We start from the raw sequence: 16,558 nt of genomic DNA, 5'->3' as shown, positions 1-16,558 counted from the left end.
ACGCATGAGTATTTATGATAAGGTTTTTAAGCCTCACGTTTACACATTGCCTAATGGCAAATCCGTAGAGAAGAAAGCTTCCCGCGGCCCTGTTTACGCAATCATCATTTTGGCAATGTGTATTTTGTCAGTCAAGATTACAGGCTTCAACATGACAGTTTTAGCCCAGAGAATAGGAGAGTTTTTCGTTATCATTGGCGATATGTTCAAGTCTCCTAGATTAGAGTTTATGGATTACGTTTGGGGACCAATTTTCGACACTATCAAGATGTCACTTCTTGGTTCATTAGTAGGTTCACTTTTATCAGTGCCTTTCGCAATGCTTGCCAGCACAAACGTATGTCGCAACAAAGTAGTAGTTTCAATCGTTAGATTATTTTTCAGTATCGTTAGAACAATTCCTACCATCGTAACAGCTCTCGTGGCAACACTTATCGTAGGATTTGGTACACTTGCAGGTACTATTTCAATTGCAGTTTTCTCATTTGCTTACATTGGAAAGCTTACATATGAGGAAATCGAAACAGTAGATATGGGTTCATTTGAGGCAATGGAAGCTATGGGCGCAACACGTCCAATGGCATTCATTACAGCAATCATCCCACAGGTATTACCATTCTTCTTATCTAACTGCCTCTTCAACTTCGAAGGAAACGTTAGATATGCAGCAGTACTTGGTTATGTAGGTGCCGGCGGTATCGGTATTATTCTTAACGAGCGTATTTCTTGGAGAGATTATCCAAGCGTTGGTATGATTCTTATAGCACTCTTCGTTACGGTATTTATCATTGAATCAATCAGCAGATATTTCCGTAAGAAATTGGTTTAATGGAGGTGCGTAATGAATAGTAGAATAGAACAAGCTTATGAAAAGAGACCCAAGAATTGGGTTTACAATACATGCATCGCTGTAATCACACTTGCGCTTATCATTTGGAGCTGCAGTGCAGTTGAGGCAACAGGTGCAGCAGATGGAAGCAGCACAATTGCATGGAACATCATCAAGGGACTTTTTACACCTGACCTTGGATTTTTGTTTGACTTTTCCACATCAGGCGTACCTTATTTGATGCTTGAAACAATTTGTATCGCATTCCTTGGTACAATCGTAGGTGCTATTATTTCAATACCACTTGCATTTGTTTCAGCAGTAAACTTAGTACCAAAGCCAATCGCATTCATTGGACGAATCGTTCTTATGGCCATTCGTACAATCCCAGCATTTGTATATGGTCTTATGTTTATCCGTGTTACAGGACCTGGTGCTTTCGCCGGTCTTCTTACAATGGGCGTTTGCTCAGTTGGTATGATTACAAAGATGTACACAGAAGCAATCGAGGATTTGGATATCCACGTTATCGAGTCGCTTGATGCAGCAGGATGTAGCACATGGCAGAAAATCCGCTATGGTATTTTGCCACAGCTTATGCCAAACTTTGCATCAACAGCAATCTACAGATTTGATATCAACCTTAGAGATGCAACAATCCTTGGTTTAGTTGGTGCCGGTGGTTTCGGTGCTCCACTTATCTTTGCAATGAATGCATACAGATGGAACGAGGCAGGAGCAATCCTTGCTGGATTAATTATATTGATTCTTGTTATTGAGTACATCTCAACAAAAATCAGAACTAAGCTCACTAGAGGTTAAAGGAGGCAAATATGCGTATCTTATTTACATCTGATACACATGGTCATCTCTTTCCAGTGAATTATGCAAAAAACTGCCCTGAGAACTCAGGGCTTTTTTGCATTTCTTCCCAGATAAAAAAAGACGATGATACATTGATTATTGACGGTGGCGATTCACTTCAGGGAACTCCACTTATGACATATTATTTAGAGCACAAGGATGAATACAATTTCCATCCTATGGCTGAGGGCTTCAATGAAATGGGCCTTGATTACTACACATTTGGTAATCACGATTTCAACTTTGGCTATGATGCAATTGTTGATTATGCAAACAGCATGAATGCCACACTTGTCTGCGCTAATGTTTTAGATAAGGGCGGCAAGCTTGATATTAAAAAGCACGTGATTCACACAATGGCAGACGGTACAAAGGTAGGAATCACAGGTGCAGTTACAGGCTATGTAAACGTATGGGAGCAGCCAGCAAACCTGGAGCTTCTTCAGGTGCTTGAGCCAATAGATGTGCTCAAAGAAGAGTATGATTATCTCAAGGATAAATGCGATATCACTGTATGCGTTTATCACGGTGGTTTCGAAGAAGACTTAGCTACAGGAAAGCTTTTATCAGATACTTCAGAAAATCAGGCCTGCAAAATGGCTAGAGAATTTGGCTTTGATATCCTTCTTACAGGTCATCAGCATATGCCAGTTGAGGGTGTTGAAATTGCTGGCACTTACGGTGTTCAGCCACCATCAAATGCCACAAAGTTCTGCGAGCTACAGGTTGTAAAGGGCGATGATGGACTTAGTATTTCATCTAAGCTTGTGGATGTAAATCCTGTTGATGAAAGACTTCAGTACACTATCGATGAGCATAATTTCATGGATGACTTAACTGACTGCGTAGAGGTTTGGTTGGATCAGCCAATCGGCTCACTTGAAAATGAAATTGCTCCAGAGTCAAAGATTGATGCAGCAGTAAATGGCAGCAAGGTGGCAGCTATTTTCAATCAGGTTCAGCTTGATTTCACAGGTGCAGATTTCTCTTGCACTAGCCTTGCAAATGATCCACTTGGACTAAAGAAGGAGATCACTGTAAGAGACGTACTTGCAATTTATCAATTCGCAAATACGGTAGAAGTAAAGCAGGTAACAAAGGCAGTTATCAAGGAAGCATTGGAAAGATGTGCTGAGTACTTCGACTACGATGCTGCTACTAAGGAAGTGAAGATTTCCAAGGTATTCCTTGAGCCAAAGGTAGAGCACTACAACTACGATTTCTACGCTGGCCTCGAGTATACCTTCGATATCACTCGCCCAGTAGGAGATAGAGTTGTCACTCTTAAAAAGCTAGACGGAACAGAGCTTTCTGACACAGAAACCTACACACTTTCTACAAGCAACTACCGAGCAACAGGCACCGGCGGATACGAATGCATCGGCAAAGCCCCTCTCGCCCGCAGCTACTCAGAAGAAATGCCAGACTTGGTTATTGATTTCATCAGGAAGAACACTCCAGTTGGGGAAATTGTAAATAGCAAATTTAAGATTGTATATTAATAAGATGGCGTCGCGTATAGCGGCGCCTTTTGTTATTTGGCTATATTAGTTGAAGATTGCTTTTTAGATACAGCATCACTTGTGTTATAATACAGATTGAGAAATTATATAGTAAGAATTAGGAGGCAATATAATGGGCGAGCGTCTTACAAAAGGAGATATAGAAAAGATTCAGGCCGAGATAGATGAGCGCAAGCTAGTTCTTAGACCAAAGTTATTAGAAGAAGTAAAAGAAACCAGAGCACAAGGGGATCTTTCGGAGAACTTTGAGTATCATGAGGCAAAACGAGCAAAGAATATGAATGATAGCCGCATACGTTATCTTGAAAAAATGCTTAAGTTTGCAGAGGTAGTAGATGATACAAGTGCAGATGATGAAATTGGTATAAATAATACAGTTACAATATACATCCCAGAGGATGATTGCGAGGAAACATATAAGCTTGTTACAAGCATCCGAGGCAATTCATTAAAGGGACTTATTTCCATAGAATCGCCTTTAGGTGCAGCCATCCGAGGAAAGCATGTTGGTGATAAAGCAACAGTAAAGGTTAATGACAGCTATTCATACGAAGTAGAAATTCGTAAAATCGATAAGACTACAACTGATGAGGATGATCAAATCAAGCGTTATTAAAAAGCGGGGACAGAATCATGGTAAAGGAAAAGATTAGTCAACTAGGGGAGACAGTTCTTGAAAAAATTGACGGCCTAGACGTGAAGGATAAGTTGCTGGAAGGCAGCTTTAATCACTCTGATATTTTGAGAAACAACTTCATGTTAAAGGGTGCCTTGGCCAGCGAGGGTTATGACTGGTGGTGGCATAGCTTCACAGGTCACAACAAAAAGACCGGCGAGGAAAAGGCTTTCTTTATAGAGTTCTTTACAATCAACCCAGAGCTTGGTGGGGATGAGCCAGTGTTTGGCCAGCTTCCAGAGAACAAAGCAGCAGGCAAAAAGCCATCCTACATGATGGTAAAGGCAGGATGCTGGGGCGAGGGCGCAAAGCAGCTTCATCGTTTCTTTGGTTGGAATCAGGTCAACATAAAAGAAGATGCCCCATTTTTGATTAGCGCTGACAACTGCTTCTGCTCTGAAACACGTACCCTTGGTATGGTGGAAGTGACAGAGGAGGATGTAGCAAATCATCCAGAGTGGATGTGCCAGTCGGGCAAGATGATATGGGACCTAAACATCGAAAAGGACATCGCTTTCAACGTAGGTTACGGCGCAAGCTGGGCATCACGTGAATTAGAGGCCTTCGAAATGTTCTGGCACGCCGAGGGAATGAAGACATTCTTCAACGGCTCTGTTATATTAGATGGGGAAGAATATGTTGTAGATAAAGACAGCTGCTACGGCTATGCAGATAAAAACTGGGGAAAGGATTTCACATCTCCATGGGTATGGCTGGCAAGCTCTCATTTAAAGAGCAAGCTCACAGGTAAGTGGCTTGAAAATACAGCATTTGATATAGGTGGCGGACGCCCAAAGATTCGCACAGGAAAGACATTTGAAAATGTTATCCTCGGCGCAGTTTGGTATGAGGGCGAGCCATATGAGTTCAACTTCTCAAAGTTCTGGACTTTGACAAAGACAGATTTCGCCTGCAACACAGAGGGCGATGAGGTGGTTTGGAACATCACCCAGGAGACACCTCTTGCAAAGATAGAGGGCCACTTCACCTGTCAGAAAAAGGACATGCTTCTTATCAATTACGAAGCGCCAAATGGAGAGAAGCGCCACAACAATCTTTGGAATGGCGGCAATGGAAAGGGCGAGCTAAAGCTCTACAAAAAGATATTGAAGACCAAGGACAACGAGGATGGCTCTATGGCCAAATTCGAATGGGAATTGGTGGACGATATGGAAGCTTATAACATCGGATGTGAGTTCGGTGAATATGATAAATAAACAGTTAGGAGATTTATAAAATGGCAGTATTAAGCAATTGTAAGCCAGAGAGAGTATTTCATTATTTCGAGGAGATTTGTAACATCCCTCACCCAAGTTATCACGAGGAAAAAATCAGCGCATACTTAGTTGATTTCGCAAAGGCACACAATCTTGAGTATTATCAGGATGATTTATACAACGTAATCATGATCAAGGAAGCATCTGAGGGAATGGAGAATGCATCTCCAATCATCCTTCAGGGACACATGGATATGGTTGCAGAGCAGGATGATGACTGCAAGAAGGACATGCTTACAGAAGGTCTTGACCTTGAAATCGTTGATGGTTTCGTTACAGCAAAGGGCACAACACTTGGTGGCGATGACGGAATCGCAGTAGCAATGGCACTTGCAATTCTTGAGGATGAGGAGCTTAAGCACCCACGTATCGAGGTTATCATCACAGTATCAGAAGAAGTAGGTATGGAAGGTGCAGCAGGCATCGATGTTTCAATGCTCAAGGGCCGCAAGCTTCTCAACCTTGACTCAGAAGAAGAAGGACATTTCCTTGCAGGTTGCGCAGGTGGATGTCGTGTAGATGTAGAGTTCCCTGTAAAGAAGGAGTCTTTAAAGGGCGCACTTGTTTCAATCGAAGTAAAGAACTGCACAGGTGGACACTCAGGTGCAGAAATCGATAAGGGTAGAGCAAACGCATCTTATGTAGCAAACAGAGTTCTTGCAGCAGGTCTTGAGGCAGGCGAGGTTTGCATCGTAGATTTAGTTGGTGGAACAAAGGACAATGCAATCCCACGTGCTACAAGCGCAAAGGTTGTTACAACTCCAGCAGCCATCGAAGCTATGACAAAAGAAGCAGATGCAATCAAGAATGAGTTTGCAATCACAGACCCAGAGATGGAAATCGTTATCACAAACGAAGGCAACGTAGTAGTTGATGGCGTAAACGCAGCTCAGTCAGAGCGTTTCATCCAGCTCCTTCAGTCTATGCCAAACGGCGTTCAGACAATGAGTCACGATATCGAAGGCTTAGTAGAGACATCACTTAACCTTGGTATCCTTAATGTATTAGATGACGAAATCAAGTATTCATGCTCACTTAGAAGCTCAGTAGATAGCGCAAAGAACGCACTTATTCGCAAGGTACTTATGGTTGCAAAGGCATTCGGTTGCCAGACATCAATCCACGGTGAGTACCCAGCATGGGAGTACTTAAGAGAGTCTAGCTTCAGAGACGAGATGGTAAAGATTTACACAGATATGTACGGCGAGGCACCAATCGTAGAGACAATCCACGCAGGTGTTGAGTGCGGACTTTTAGCTTCAAAGCTTCCAGGACTTGATGCAGTTTCAATCGGACCAGAGATGTACGATATTCACACTCCAAAGGAGCGTTTATCAATCGCTTCAACAGAGCGTGTTTACAATTATGTAAGAAAAGTTATTGAGGATATGAACTAAAACCGTAACAAACTTAAGAAGAGGAGGTTTTTATGTTGAGAATCGGAATGCTTACAAGTGGTGGAGATTGCCAGGCACTGAACGCTGCAATGCGCGGTGTTGTAAAGGGACTTGCAGCAAATGTAAAGGACCTGGAGGTGTACGGCTTCTTCAATGGCTACAAGGGTTTGATTTATGGGGACTACAGACTCCTTACTAGCCAGGACTTTTCAGGAATCCTTACACGAGGAGGAACAATCTTGGGCTCAAGCCGTCAGCCATTCAAGCTTATGCGTGAGCCAGATGAGAATGGACTTGATAAGGTAGAGGCTATGAAGTCAAACTACTACAAGCTCAATCTTAATTGCCTGGTTATCCTTGGTGGAAACGGTACTCAGAAGACAGCAAACCTCCTTCGCGAGGAAGGATTAAATATCATCCATCTGCCAAAGACAATCGATAACGATATCTTTGGAACAGATGTGACATTCGGATTCCAGAGTGCAATCGACATTGCATGTAACACAATCGACTGCATCCACACCACAGCATCATCACACAGCCGTGTGTTTATCGTAGAGGTTATGGGCCACAAGGTTGGCTGGCTCACCCTTTACGCAGGTGTTGCATCAGGAGCAGATATCATCCTGCTTCCAGAGATTCCATACGATATCAAGAAGGTCATCAAGGCCATCAATCATCGTGCGGAAGAAGGCAAGGGCTTCACAATTCTTGCAGTTGCCGAGGGGGCAATTTCCAAGGAAGATGCAAAGCTTTCAAAGAAGGATTACAAAAAGAAGCTTGAGACTTCAAAGTATCCATCAGTTTCTTACGAGATTGCAGACCGCATCCAGAAGGAAACAGGAATCGAAGTTCGTGTTACAGTGCCAGGACATATGCAGCGAGGCGGAAGTCCAGATCCATTTGATAGAGTTCTTTGCACACGCCTTGGTTCTGCAGCAGCTCAGGCTATCATGGATGGCGATTTCGGCAACATGATTGCAATGGTAGATGGCAAGACAAAGCGCATTCCACTTGAAAAGGTTGCAGGAAAGCTCAAGGTAGTTGAGCCTGATTGCCAGATGATAGAGGAAGCGAAACGAATCGGAATAAGCTTCGGCGACTAGGCCAGGCTAATAAATAATAGGTAGGTAATTGACATGTCTTATATGGCATTATACAGAAAGTTCCGTCCACAGACATTTGACGATGTAAAAGGACAGGACCATATCGTTACAACTCTTCAAAACCAAATAAAAAGTGACCGTATAGGACATGCATATCTTTTTACAGGAACAAGAGGAACAGGTAAAACAACTATCGCCAAGATTCTCGCCCGCACAATTAACTGCGAGAATCCGCAGGATGGTTGCCCTTGTATGGAATGTGCCATGTGTAAATCAATCACAGCCGGCAATTCCATGAACGTAATAGAAATGGATGCTGCATCAAACAACGGTGTAGACAGCATCAGACAGATTGTTGAGGAGGTGGCATACCCTCCTACAGAAGGAAAATACAAGGTATACATCATCGATGAGGTACATATGCTTAGTACCGGTGCCTTCAATGCCTTGCTGAAAACTTTGGAGGAGCCACCTTCTTATGTTGTGTTCATTTTGGCCACAACAGAAGTGCACAAGATTCCAATCACAATCCTTAGCCGATGCCAGCGTTACGACTTCCATCGTATTTCCATCGACACAATTGCTGCTCGTTTGCAGGAGCTGATGGATAAGGAAGGTGTGCAGGTTGAGGAAAAAGCTTTGCGCTACATCGCAAAGGCTGCAGATGGTTCAATGCGTGATGGCCTTAGTTTGCTGGATCAGTGTATCGCATTTTACATTGGTCAGACCCTTACATATGACAATGTGCTAAAGGTACTTGGCGCCATCGATACAGAGGTGTTCTCCAGATTGCTTCGTCATATCATTAATGGCGAAATCACCCAGTGCATTGGCATCCTTGAGGAAATCATCACCCAGGGCCGCGATTTGAATCAGTTCGTAAACGACTTCACTTGGTATTTACGAAACTTAATGCTTATCAAGAGCTCAGATGATATGGAAGATGTGCTTGAAATGTCTTCTGACAACCTGGCACTTCTAAAAGAAGAAGCCCAGATGGTTGACACAGAGATATTAATGAGATACATTCAAGTTCTGTCAGCACTTTCTAACGATATTAAGTACGCAAGCCAAAAGCGTGTATTGATAGAGATTGCGCTGATAAAACTTTGCAAGCCACAGATGGAGCAGGACATTTCAGCGCTCAACAATCGAATGGCAAACCTTGAGAAAAAGGTGGAAGAGGGAGTGCCAGTAGTGATGGCAGCACCTCAGGCACAAGGCGCCACACCCAGTGCAGCTCCTGTAAAAAAGGAGCCATTACCAGCAGCAGTAAAAGAAGAGGTAAAGCAGGTGGCAAGTAACTGGAACGCAGTGCTTGGTAAGGTGGCACCAAATATAAAAATGTATTTGAAAGAGGTTACAACAGTCACCACCAACGACTTGGGAGAGCTTGTGCTGATATTTGACCAGCCAGCAGGTTCCGAGCGTATGGCAGGAGATTTTGTAAATCGCCCAGAAGTGTTGGATGAAATCGTGGCAGCAATCGAAGGCATGATTCACAAGACAGTAACCATTAAAGTAGAGATTAATTCCAGCGGTGTTAGTTCACAGAACACAAAGACAGACGTAAGAGACTACTTCGCGGGATTAGGTATAGAAATTGAAACTGACCCAGAGTAATAGGAGGATTTAAATATGGGAAAAGGAAGAGGCGGATTTCCAGGAGGAGCAATGGGTGGAGCCAATATGGCCAACCTTATGAAGCAAGCACAGCGTATGCAGCGCCAGATGGAAGAGGCTCAGGCAAAGCTTGAGGAGACAGAAGTTACAGGCACAGCCGGTGGCGGTGTTGTTGAAGTTACAGTTACAGGTTCAAAGGAAATCACAAAGGTACACATTGATCCAGAAGCAGTAGATCCAGATGATGTAGAGATGCTTGAAGACCTTGTTATGGCAGCTACAAACGAAGCACTTCACAAGATTGATGAAATCACAGCAGCATCTATGCCAAAGATGCCAGGTGGACTAGGATTTTAATAGATGGAATATTACAGCAAAGAAATTAGCAACTTAATAGCGGAGCTAAGTGATTTGCCTAGTATTGGAAGTAAGTCAGCCCAAAGGCTGGCTTTCCATATATTAGGGATGGATGAGGAAAAGGTTAACGATTTGGCCAATGCCATCGTGCAGGCCAGGAAAAATGTGAGATATTGCAAGCAGTGTTTCACACTTACTGACGATGAGCTTTGCCCAATCTGCTCCAACCCAAAGCGCAACCAAAACATCATCATGGTTGTGGAGGATACCAGGGATTTGGCTGCCTATGAAAAGACAGGCAAATTCGAGGGCGTTTACCATGTGCTTCACGGAGCAATCTCCCCAATGGCCGGCATAGGCCCAGGAGATATCAAGCTGAAGGAATTGATGGTTCGCTTGCAGCAGACAGATGTAGAGGAGGTCATCATCGCCACCAACTCATCATTGGAAGGCGAAACCACAGCGGCCTACATCAGCAAGCTGATTAAACCAACAGGCATCAGGGTGAGCCGAATCGCATCCGGTGTTCCAGTAGGCGGAAATCTGGAGTATATCGATGAAGTCACATTGCTTCGAGCGTTAGACGGCAGAACAGAGTTATAGAAAAACAAAAGGGAAGAATGATTATGAAATACGATGCATTTATTAGCTACAGACATTTGGAGCGGGATATGTTTGTGGCAAAGAGAGTACACAAGGCTCTCGAGACTACCAAGATTCCTAGAAAGATTCAGAAGGAAATTGGCAGAAAAAAGATAGATAGAGTTTTCAGAGACCAGGAGGAGCTTCCAATCGGAAGCGACCTGGGCTCTAATATTGAGGCAGCTCTTAGAGAGGCAGCCTTTCTAGTTGTCATTTGTTCTCCACAGACAAAAGATTCATATTGGGTAATGAAGGAAATCGACACCTTCATTGCGATGCACGGCCGCGAGAATATCTTAGCAGTGCTTGTAGATGGAGAACCAGCAGATTCATTTCCACCACAGCTTTTAACAGATGAAAATGGTAATCTTGTGGAGCCTCTTGCAGCAGATGTTAGAGGTAAAAACAAGAAAGAGGTAAAGAAGAAGCTCAAGACAGAGACACTTCGTCTGGCTGCTTCTATTTTGCATGTAGATTATGACGATTTAAAGCAGCGTCATAGAGAGCGTCAGATGCGACGAAATGTTGGGATTGCAGCAGCTATTGCAGCTATCGCCGTGGCGTTTGGTGGATACACAGCTTACAACCTTGCAAAGATAAATGAAGAGTATCAGCAGAAGCTCGTAAATGAAGCAAGAGTAATTGCAGCCACATCACTTGATGTATTAGATGATGGCGATGCCAAAACAGCAGCTCTAGTTGCAATGGAAGGAATCGGTACCGAAGAAAACGGCCGCCCATATGTGACAGACCCAGTGTTTGCATTGTCTCAGGCTCTTGGCACCTATAATCTGGGATTAAATCTGGAGCATGATTTAAAGCTGAATCACGATGTAAATATTTCTGATTTTGCCATTAATGAAGATGGTAACAGAGTCATATCAGTAGATAACAATAACAAGATTTATATCTGGAATTTGGATAACGGTGAATGTACTTTTAAAAAGCCGGTTGATGTTGTTGAAGAGGAAGATGACAGAATTAGGGCTGTAGGGTTCGCAGGAGATATTGCTGTTGTTGCATCAGATTATTATCTTCGTGGCTATAATGACCAGGGTGAACTTCAGTATGAATACGCGCCTGAGGATGGCATCACATTTGCAAAAGTAGATGACTTTGGAAAGTATGTAGCTATAAAGTCTTCTCACTATGACGAAGAAACCTATGAAAGTTCCGATTTTATAGAAGTTGTGGATGCCACAACTGGTGAGTCTTTAAAGAAATATGAGAATCAGACAGGAGTGAGCTATGGCGCGGTTATGATGTTCAATAAGGATGGAGACACCCTGTATGTTGAGCACTTGCCAGGAAACGACGAGGATCAAAACTACGCTTCTGTTATCAATCTTAAAACAGATACAATTATCGATGTCCCAGTAGAAGGCGGTGCAATACTTGATATCGCCCCTACAAAGGATGGAGATTTTGCAGTAGTCAGCATGAGCTATGATGCTCTCACTACATTTGAAGACACTCCAATGCATCTTATCAAGTGCGATTCAAAAACAGGTGAAGTGAAATGGTCGAGAGATTTTGAACACAACGGTGACGCCCTTGATTCTAGCTATACAAAATTAGGAAGTAGAATAATTGAGTCAGACGGTGTTGAGTATCGCCAGTTATTTGTTAATACTTCAAAGAAAATGTATACACTTGATTTGGATACTGGAGAAGAGGTTAGCTCATTCACTACCAACTCATACATCGAAAACTTCATGATGAGTGGAACTACACAATTGATTTTCGTAGGTACTTATGATGGAAAGCTTTCTTACTACGATGCACTGACTGGCGAGGTGAAAGACGATTTAATAGTCGATGTTGCAAGCTCGTTAGTTCAGTTTGATATAAAAAATGGTGTGTTTGTATCATCAGGATTCAGAAGTCCAAATCTTACTGTTTTGAAATTTAACGCAGACGAAGATTATGTTGCGAAAACTGAGATGGATACTGGCTTCTATGGTGGAGCAGCGATGAGCCCTTCCGGGGACACATATGTATTGCAGACTAGCAACGATGCAGCCTCAAATGCATACACCTGTAGAGTCTTCGACACAGCTACCGGAGAAGAAATTGGAACCATTGATATCGACGGTGGACGATACGGAAAACTGTATTATATAGATGAAGATACAATCATCTTCCCAACTTATAGTGGGACAGTAATTTATTATTCAGTTAGCGATAAAAAGACTGAGGAAGTCAAAATATCAGAAGAAGATCTTATTAGCACAGATTATGCAATATCTACAAATTTGAAATATGTTGCTTATGGTGATGATAAGGAATTTTATGTAATCGATACACAAGCTCGAAAAATAATATACAGTGGAGAGGTTGATTTCAATTTCTGGAACATTGCTGTATCAAACGATGGTAGAACGGTATATGGTATAGATGTCTATGGCAAAGCATACAAGGTTAATGCCCTCTCAGGAAAGTCGAAACCAATTTTCGAGGATTACAAAGTAAATGATATTCAAACAAGTCAGGATGATAATATAATTGCAGTAATCACAGAAGATGGCTATTTGAGAGTTTATAACTGGGATACAAAAGAAGCTGAAAATACCATTGAATATTATGGTGATGACTATTCTTACGTGGAATTTTCAAAGGATAATAATCTGTTGTATTTACAGGGAGATGATTTGTATTTCCGTATATACGATAGACAACAGGATAAGAATGTGTTCCTGATGAGCAACCAGATTAATGACTTGTCATATACCATTTATGATGAGGAAAAGAATCAACTATCTATTTTCAATTATACAGATATGTACATAATTGATTTGAATTCATATGGATTTTTGGATTATGCTGAGTACGGTAGATTATATATTCCTCAGGCACAGGTAATTGTCAGTGCATATGGAACAACCATGATTGAGTTTAATGTTAAAACACAGGACGATTTAATTAAAAAGGTTAAAGAAAGATACGGTGACGCAGAGCTTACCGAATTACAGAAACTTAAATATTTAGTTCAATAACAGTAAAGCTGTCTCAATTGAGGCAGCTTTATTATTTCACTAAAAATTCTAACAATTATCCCTTGAAAGCAGCAATTAAGAGTATTACAATACTACTAAATAAGTAAATAGGCGACACAATTAATATAGAGTCGTTGATTTGTGGCAGGGGCAGTCCATAATGTGTGCAGTATGAAATCCTATGGCAGGCCATCTATGTACAAGGAGAGGGAGAAGATTGAAAAAAATAAAATTGCTTATACCAATATTTTGTCCATTTTATAGAGCAGAATATATTACTAATAAAAGCAAAAAAGAATTGAAAGAATCGTTGGAAACAATAACCATTAATGAAGACATAATCACTTTCAATTCTAAAAATGAATCTGAGGCATTATTTGTAGGAAATGTTAATAATGAACCGATAGTGCTATACCCAATACAAACTAAACATTATAGTAGAAAAAATATTGCGCTGCCGAAAATTTTAATCAATATAACAGAGCAGACAGATGGAAGTAAAGTAACAATCGATGCGAGAATGAATATATTGCATATTTTTTCTGTTTTATTATTGTGTCTTATCTTCGCAGGGCCAATGATTACAACATCACTTGATATAAGTGTACTTTCAATTCTTTTATTAGGCTTACTTGTATTAACGGTATTCTTTTGGATTCCATGCAAGAAAGCTCTGGGAGAAATAGATGAGATACTACATACGTAATGGGGGCAAAATCTATATACGAGGGAGTAAAAATAGTATGAAAAGAAGCATCAATATAATTACAAAAAGAGCAGTGCTTGCAGCAAGCCTTGCATGTGCCATTAGCATTACGGCTTGTTCACAAGATAGTACAGGTGCCGACGCAGATACCAAAGATCTTTTGACAAAGTTTGCGCTAGGAGATACATCGGTTCTTAAGAATGGCCAGCAGGAGGAATGGTATATTCCGGACTTTCAGAGCGATGAGTTTACTTATGAGTACACCTTGCTGGATTTAGATGGAGATGGAAAAGAGGAGATGATAATCCAGATGGAGAATCAGCCAGAGGGATTTTCTTCTGTTTTTCATGTGGAAGATAACAAAGTGGTGTGCTGGTTTAGCGATAGTTTAGAGCAGACATGTTTTGATTATCCTCTTGATAATGGGAGCATGGTCGAGGAGTACAACTATGGTGGTTCTATAACCTACACCATCTTCAAGTACGACGCGACAGGCGAGACGGATTCAATCGCAGAGCTTTTTGTAAGAGAAGATAACAACAACGGCGATGAGTCAATTAAGTGCCCTGAATATTTAATTGATGGAAACGAAGTTTCAAAGGAAAAATTTGAGCAGGAACTGAAGTCACAAATCCTGGATCACCAGTTGGACGCTTCAGCTTGGACAAAGATTTGATATGCTTGGTGGGCTACAATTTTAGGATAAAGAAATGGACAAAATAATTGTTAAAAGAAATAAAATTGGGACAGCAATAGCAATGGGATTATTGTTAGTGGCCGAATTAAATATGATAATAATGATGTTATTAGCTAAAAGTATATTAGGATGGATATTCGGAATATTTTGTGTGATAATGGTCGGCTTTATATTGTGCTTGTTTTATAATGAACTGTTTCAGATGGTTGAAATAAGCGGCAATGAAATTCGTATAAAGTATAGTAGAAGAATTGTAACCAATACAGTAGAAGAATGTTCATTTGAGCACAATGGCGGATTTTATGGAAATAAAAAGGCAGATATAATTACTTTAACTCATGACAAATACCATTTTATAATAATAGATTCTTTTAGATACAAAAACTACGATAAGCTTTTAGAGTATATTGTTAGAAATAATATAGAGGTAAGTACAGAAAATACAGAAGAATTTAATAAAATAAAAAGGAAAATACTACAGAATGGATAGAGGTTTATTTTGTACGGGATGTAAAATAGTGTAAAAATAGTGTAATTTTAGTGGGGAAAATCGGCCTTAGAGGACCAATGTGGAGGGATTAGAGTAGGCTATTCCTCTGTATATTAGTTTTTAGGGTGATTGAAAGTGATGATTATAAATAGTAAAGGTATAAATCAATTAAAAAGAATAATTGCGGTTATTATAACTTTGTGTATTTTTGTCTTTAACGGATGTTCTCAGTTGAATCATGGTAGAGAATTGCAAGATAAAAATGAGATACAAACCGAACGACAAGATTCTTCTAAATTAGATGAAATATCTGTCGATGTGAAAAATAATACCTACACATATGATGAATGTGGACCAGAACCTCGTAATACAACAATGTATATATTAATAGATTACTATGAGCTAGAGGGAGAGTGTTTATCATCTCCATTTTTAGAAGACCGAGAAGATTTTTTTTCTACTATTAATGAGGATTATGATAAGAGAAAAGTGCAGTTCGAAGAGTATATAAAGTCAGATTTATATAAAGAAAAAGATGTTGTAGAAGGCATGAATAGTGAAAAGCATATATGTAAAGAATATATAGAGCGGAATGATAAATTATTATATAGTTCCATTGTTTCAATTAGTGAAACATATGGCGGAAATTGGATGGGAGGTTATCGTAGTTTTAATTATGATTTTCAAAAACAAGAAAATATTGATTTATCAGATGTTGTAATTGATTATACTGTATTTAAAAAGACGGTGATTGAAGAATTGAATTCTAATCCGCCAGAAATTCAGTACGTGGAAGATTATTCGTATTATGAATACCTATTATATAATGCATATTACGGTAAAGATGATTATGAAGAGCAAGTAGCATGGACTTTGGATAAAAATGGTTTAACATTATATTTTGGTACTTCACAAATTGGATGCGAATATATATACACAATTCCGTATACATCTGAAAATATAAATCCTTATTACATGTTATTGAGTGATGAAGAATATGACTCCGAATTTTATTTTGATAATAATTAAAAATGTCCATTAAAACAGTTGATTTCGTGAACACCGCGTGGCCGCATCACTTAGAAAGTGTGTATTACTGTTTATGAAATGGGCTTGAAGCAAATAAAATGAACACATAATATCAGTAGAAGTCCTATGGATTTTGCAAATTAAATTGCAAAAGTCATAGGACTTTTGTCATAATTAGCACAAATAAGCAGTTTTGCAAAAAATATTGCAGAGAACCTTTGTGAGTTAACCGCAACATACAATATTCCGTTGTATTTAGAATGGAATATTGACAAATATATCAAATCAGAGAAATCGGTCTCCTAGGAGGCCGATTTTTTTATATAAAATCTTATAATTATCCCTT

General features: G+C 40.4%; 15 protein-coding genes. All 15 read left to right on the top strand.

What is annotated here, in order from left to right:
• Nucleotides 1-4 precede the first annotated feature (4 nt).
• The 15 genes from phnE (T375_RS07225) to T375_RS07155 all read left to right on the top strand — a co-directional run bounded on the left by phnE (T375_RS07225) (nt 5) and on the right by T375_RS07155 (nt 16,212).
• Nucleotides 5-829, top strand: a complete 825-nt coding sequence (gene phnE / locus T375_RS07225; RefSeq protein ID WP_033152647.1) for a phosphonate ABC transporter, permease protein PhnE — start codon at nt 5-7, stop codon at nt 827-829.
• A 12-nt stretch (nt 830-841) separates the two neighbouring features.
• Nucleotides 842-1,651 (top strand): phosphonate ABC transporter, permease protein PhnE, encoded by an 810-nt coding sequence (gene phnE / locus T375_RS07220; protein WP_044936684.1) that lies wholly within the window; start codon nt 842-844, stop codon nt 1,649-1,651.
• A gap of 11 nt (nt 1,652-1,662) precedes the next feature.
• Entirely contained in the window at nt 1,663-3,195 is a 1,533-nt protein-coding gene (locus T375_RS07215) for a bifunctional metallophosphatase/5'-nucleotidase (RefSeq protein WP_044936682.1), read from the top strand.
• Nucleotides 3,196-3,328: 133 nt separating this feature from the next.
• Complete coding sequence (greA, locus tag T375_RS07210; protein ID WP_044936680.1) at nt 3,329-3,832, top strand: transcription elongation factor GreA; 504 nt, start codon at nt 3,329-3,331, stop codon at nt 3,830-3,832.
• A gap of 17 nt (nt 3,833-3,849) precedes the next feature.
• The gene (locus T375_RS07205; protein ID WP_155952466.1) at nt 3,850-5,109 is read left to right on the top strand and encodes a tocopherol cyclase family protein; all 1,260 of its coding nucleotides are present in this window, start codon (nt 3,850-3,852) and stop codon (nt 5,107-5,109) included.
• A gap of 20 nt (nt 5,110-5,129) precedes the next feature.
• A complete protein-coding gene (locus T375_RS07200; protein ID WP_044936678.1) occupies nt 5,130-6,566 on the top strand; it encodes an aminoacyl-histidine dipeptidase in 1,437 nt (478 codons plus the stop codon).
• A gap of 32 nt (nt 6,567-6,598) precedes the next feature.
• Nucleotides 6,599-7,672: a 6-phosphofructokinase gene (locus T375_RS07195; protein WP_044936676.1), complete on the top strand. Its 1,074-nt coding sequence runs from the start codon at nt 6,599-6,601 to the stop codon at nt 7,670-7,672.
• Nucleotides 7,673-7,705: 33 nt separating this feature from the next.
• Nucleotides 7,706-9,295: a DNA polymerase III subunit gamma/tau gene (dnaX, locus tag T375_RS07190; protein WP_044936674.1), complete on the top strand. Its 1,590-nt coding sequence runs from the start codon at nt 7,706-7,708 to the stop codon at nt 9,293-9,295.
• 15 nt (nt 9,296-9,310) lie between these two features.
• Entirely contained in the window at nt 9,311-9,652 is a 342-nt protein-coding gene (locus tag T375_RS07185; protein WP_028243206.1) for a YbaB/EbfC family nucleoid-associated protein, read from the top strand.
• A gap of 3 nt (nt 9,653-9,655) precedes the next feature.
• On the top strand, nt 9,656-10,255 hold the full coding sequence (recR, locus tag T375_RS07180) for a recombination mediator RecR (RefSeq protein WP_044936671.1): 600 nt from the start codon (nt 9,656-9,658) through the stop codon (nt 10,253-10,255).
• Nucleotides 10,256-10,278: 23 nt separating this feature from the next.
• Nucleotides 10,279-13,290, top strand: a complete 3,012-nt coding sequence (locus tag T375_RS07175) for a toll/interleukin-1 receptor domain-containing protein (protein WP_044936670.1) — start codon at nt 10,279-10,281, stop codon at nt 13,288-13,290.
• 217 nt (nt 13,291-13,507) lie between these two features.
• On the top strand, nt 13,508-13,996 hold the full coding sequence (locus T375_RS07170) for a hypothetical protein (protein WP_044936668.1): 489 nt from the start codon (nt 13,508-13,510) through the stop codon (nt 13,994-13,996).
• Between the two features lie 37 nt (nt 13,997-14,033).
• Nucleotides 14,034-14,672: a hypothetical protein gene (locus T375_RS07165; RefSeq protein ID WP_049960337.1), complete on the top strand. Its 639-nt coding sequence runs from the start codon at nt 14,034-14,036 to the stop codon at nt 14,670-14,672.
• Nucleotides 14,673-14,706: 34 nt separating this feature from the next.
• Nucleotides 14,707-15,183 (top strand): hypothetical protein, encoded by a 477-nt coding sequence (locus T375_RS07160; RefSeq protein WP_044936666.1) that lies wholly within the window; start codon nt 14,707-14,709, stop codon nt 15,181-15,183.
• 138 nt (nt 15,184-15,321) lie between these two features.
• The gene (locus tag T375_RS07155) at nt 15,322-16,212 is read left to right on the top strand and encodes a hypothetical protein (protein ID WP_044936664.1); all 891 of its coding nucleotides are present in this window, start codon (nt 15,322-15,324) and stop codon (nt 16,210-16,212) included.
• The last annotated feature ends 346 nt before the right edge of the window (nt 16,213-16,558 follow it).

Origin of the sequence: Pseudobutyrivibrio sp. LB2011, from assembly GCF_000701765.1 — a bacterium.
GTDB lineage: Bacteria > Bacillota > Clostridia > Lachnospirales > Lachnospiraceae > Pseudobutyrivibrio > Pseudobutyrivibrio ruminis.
Note: the sequence above shows the minus strand (reverse complement) of the source record. Positions and strands in the feature narration are given on the sequence as shown.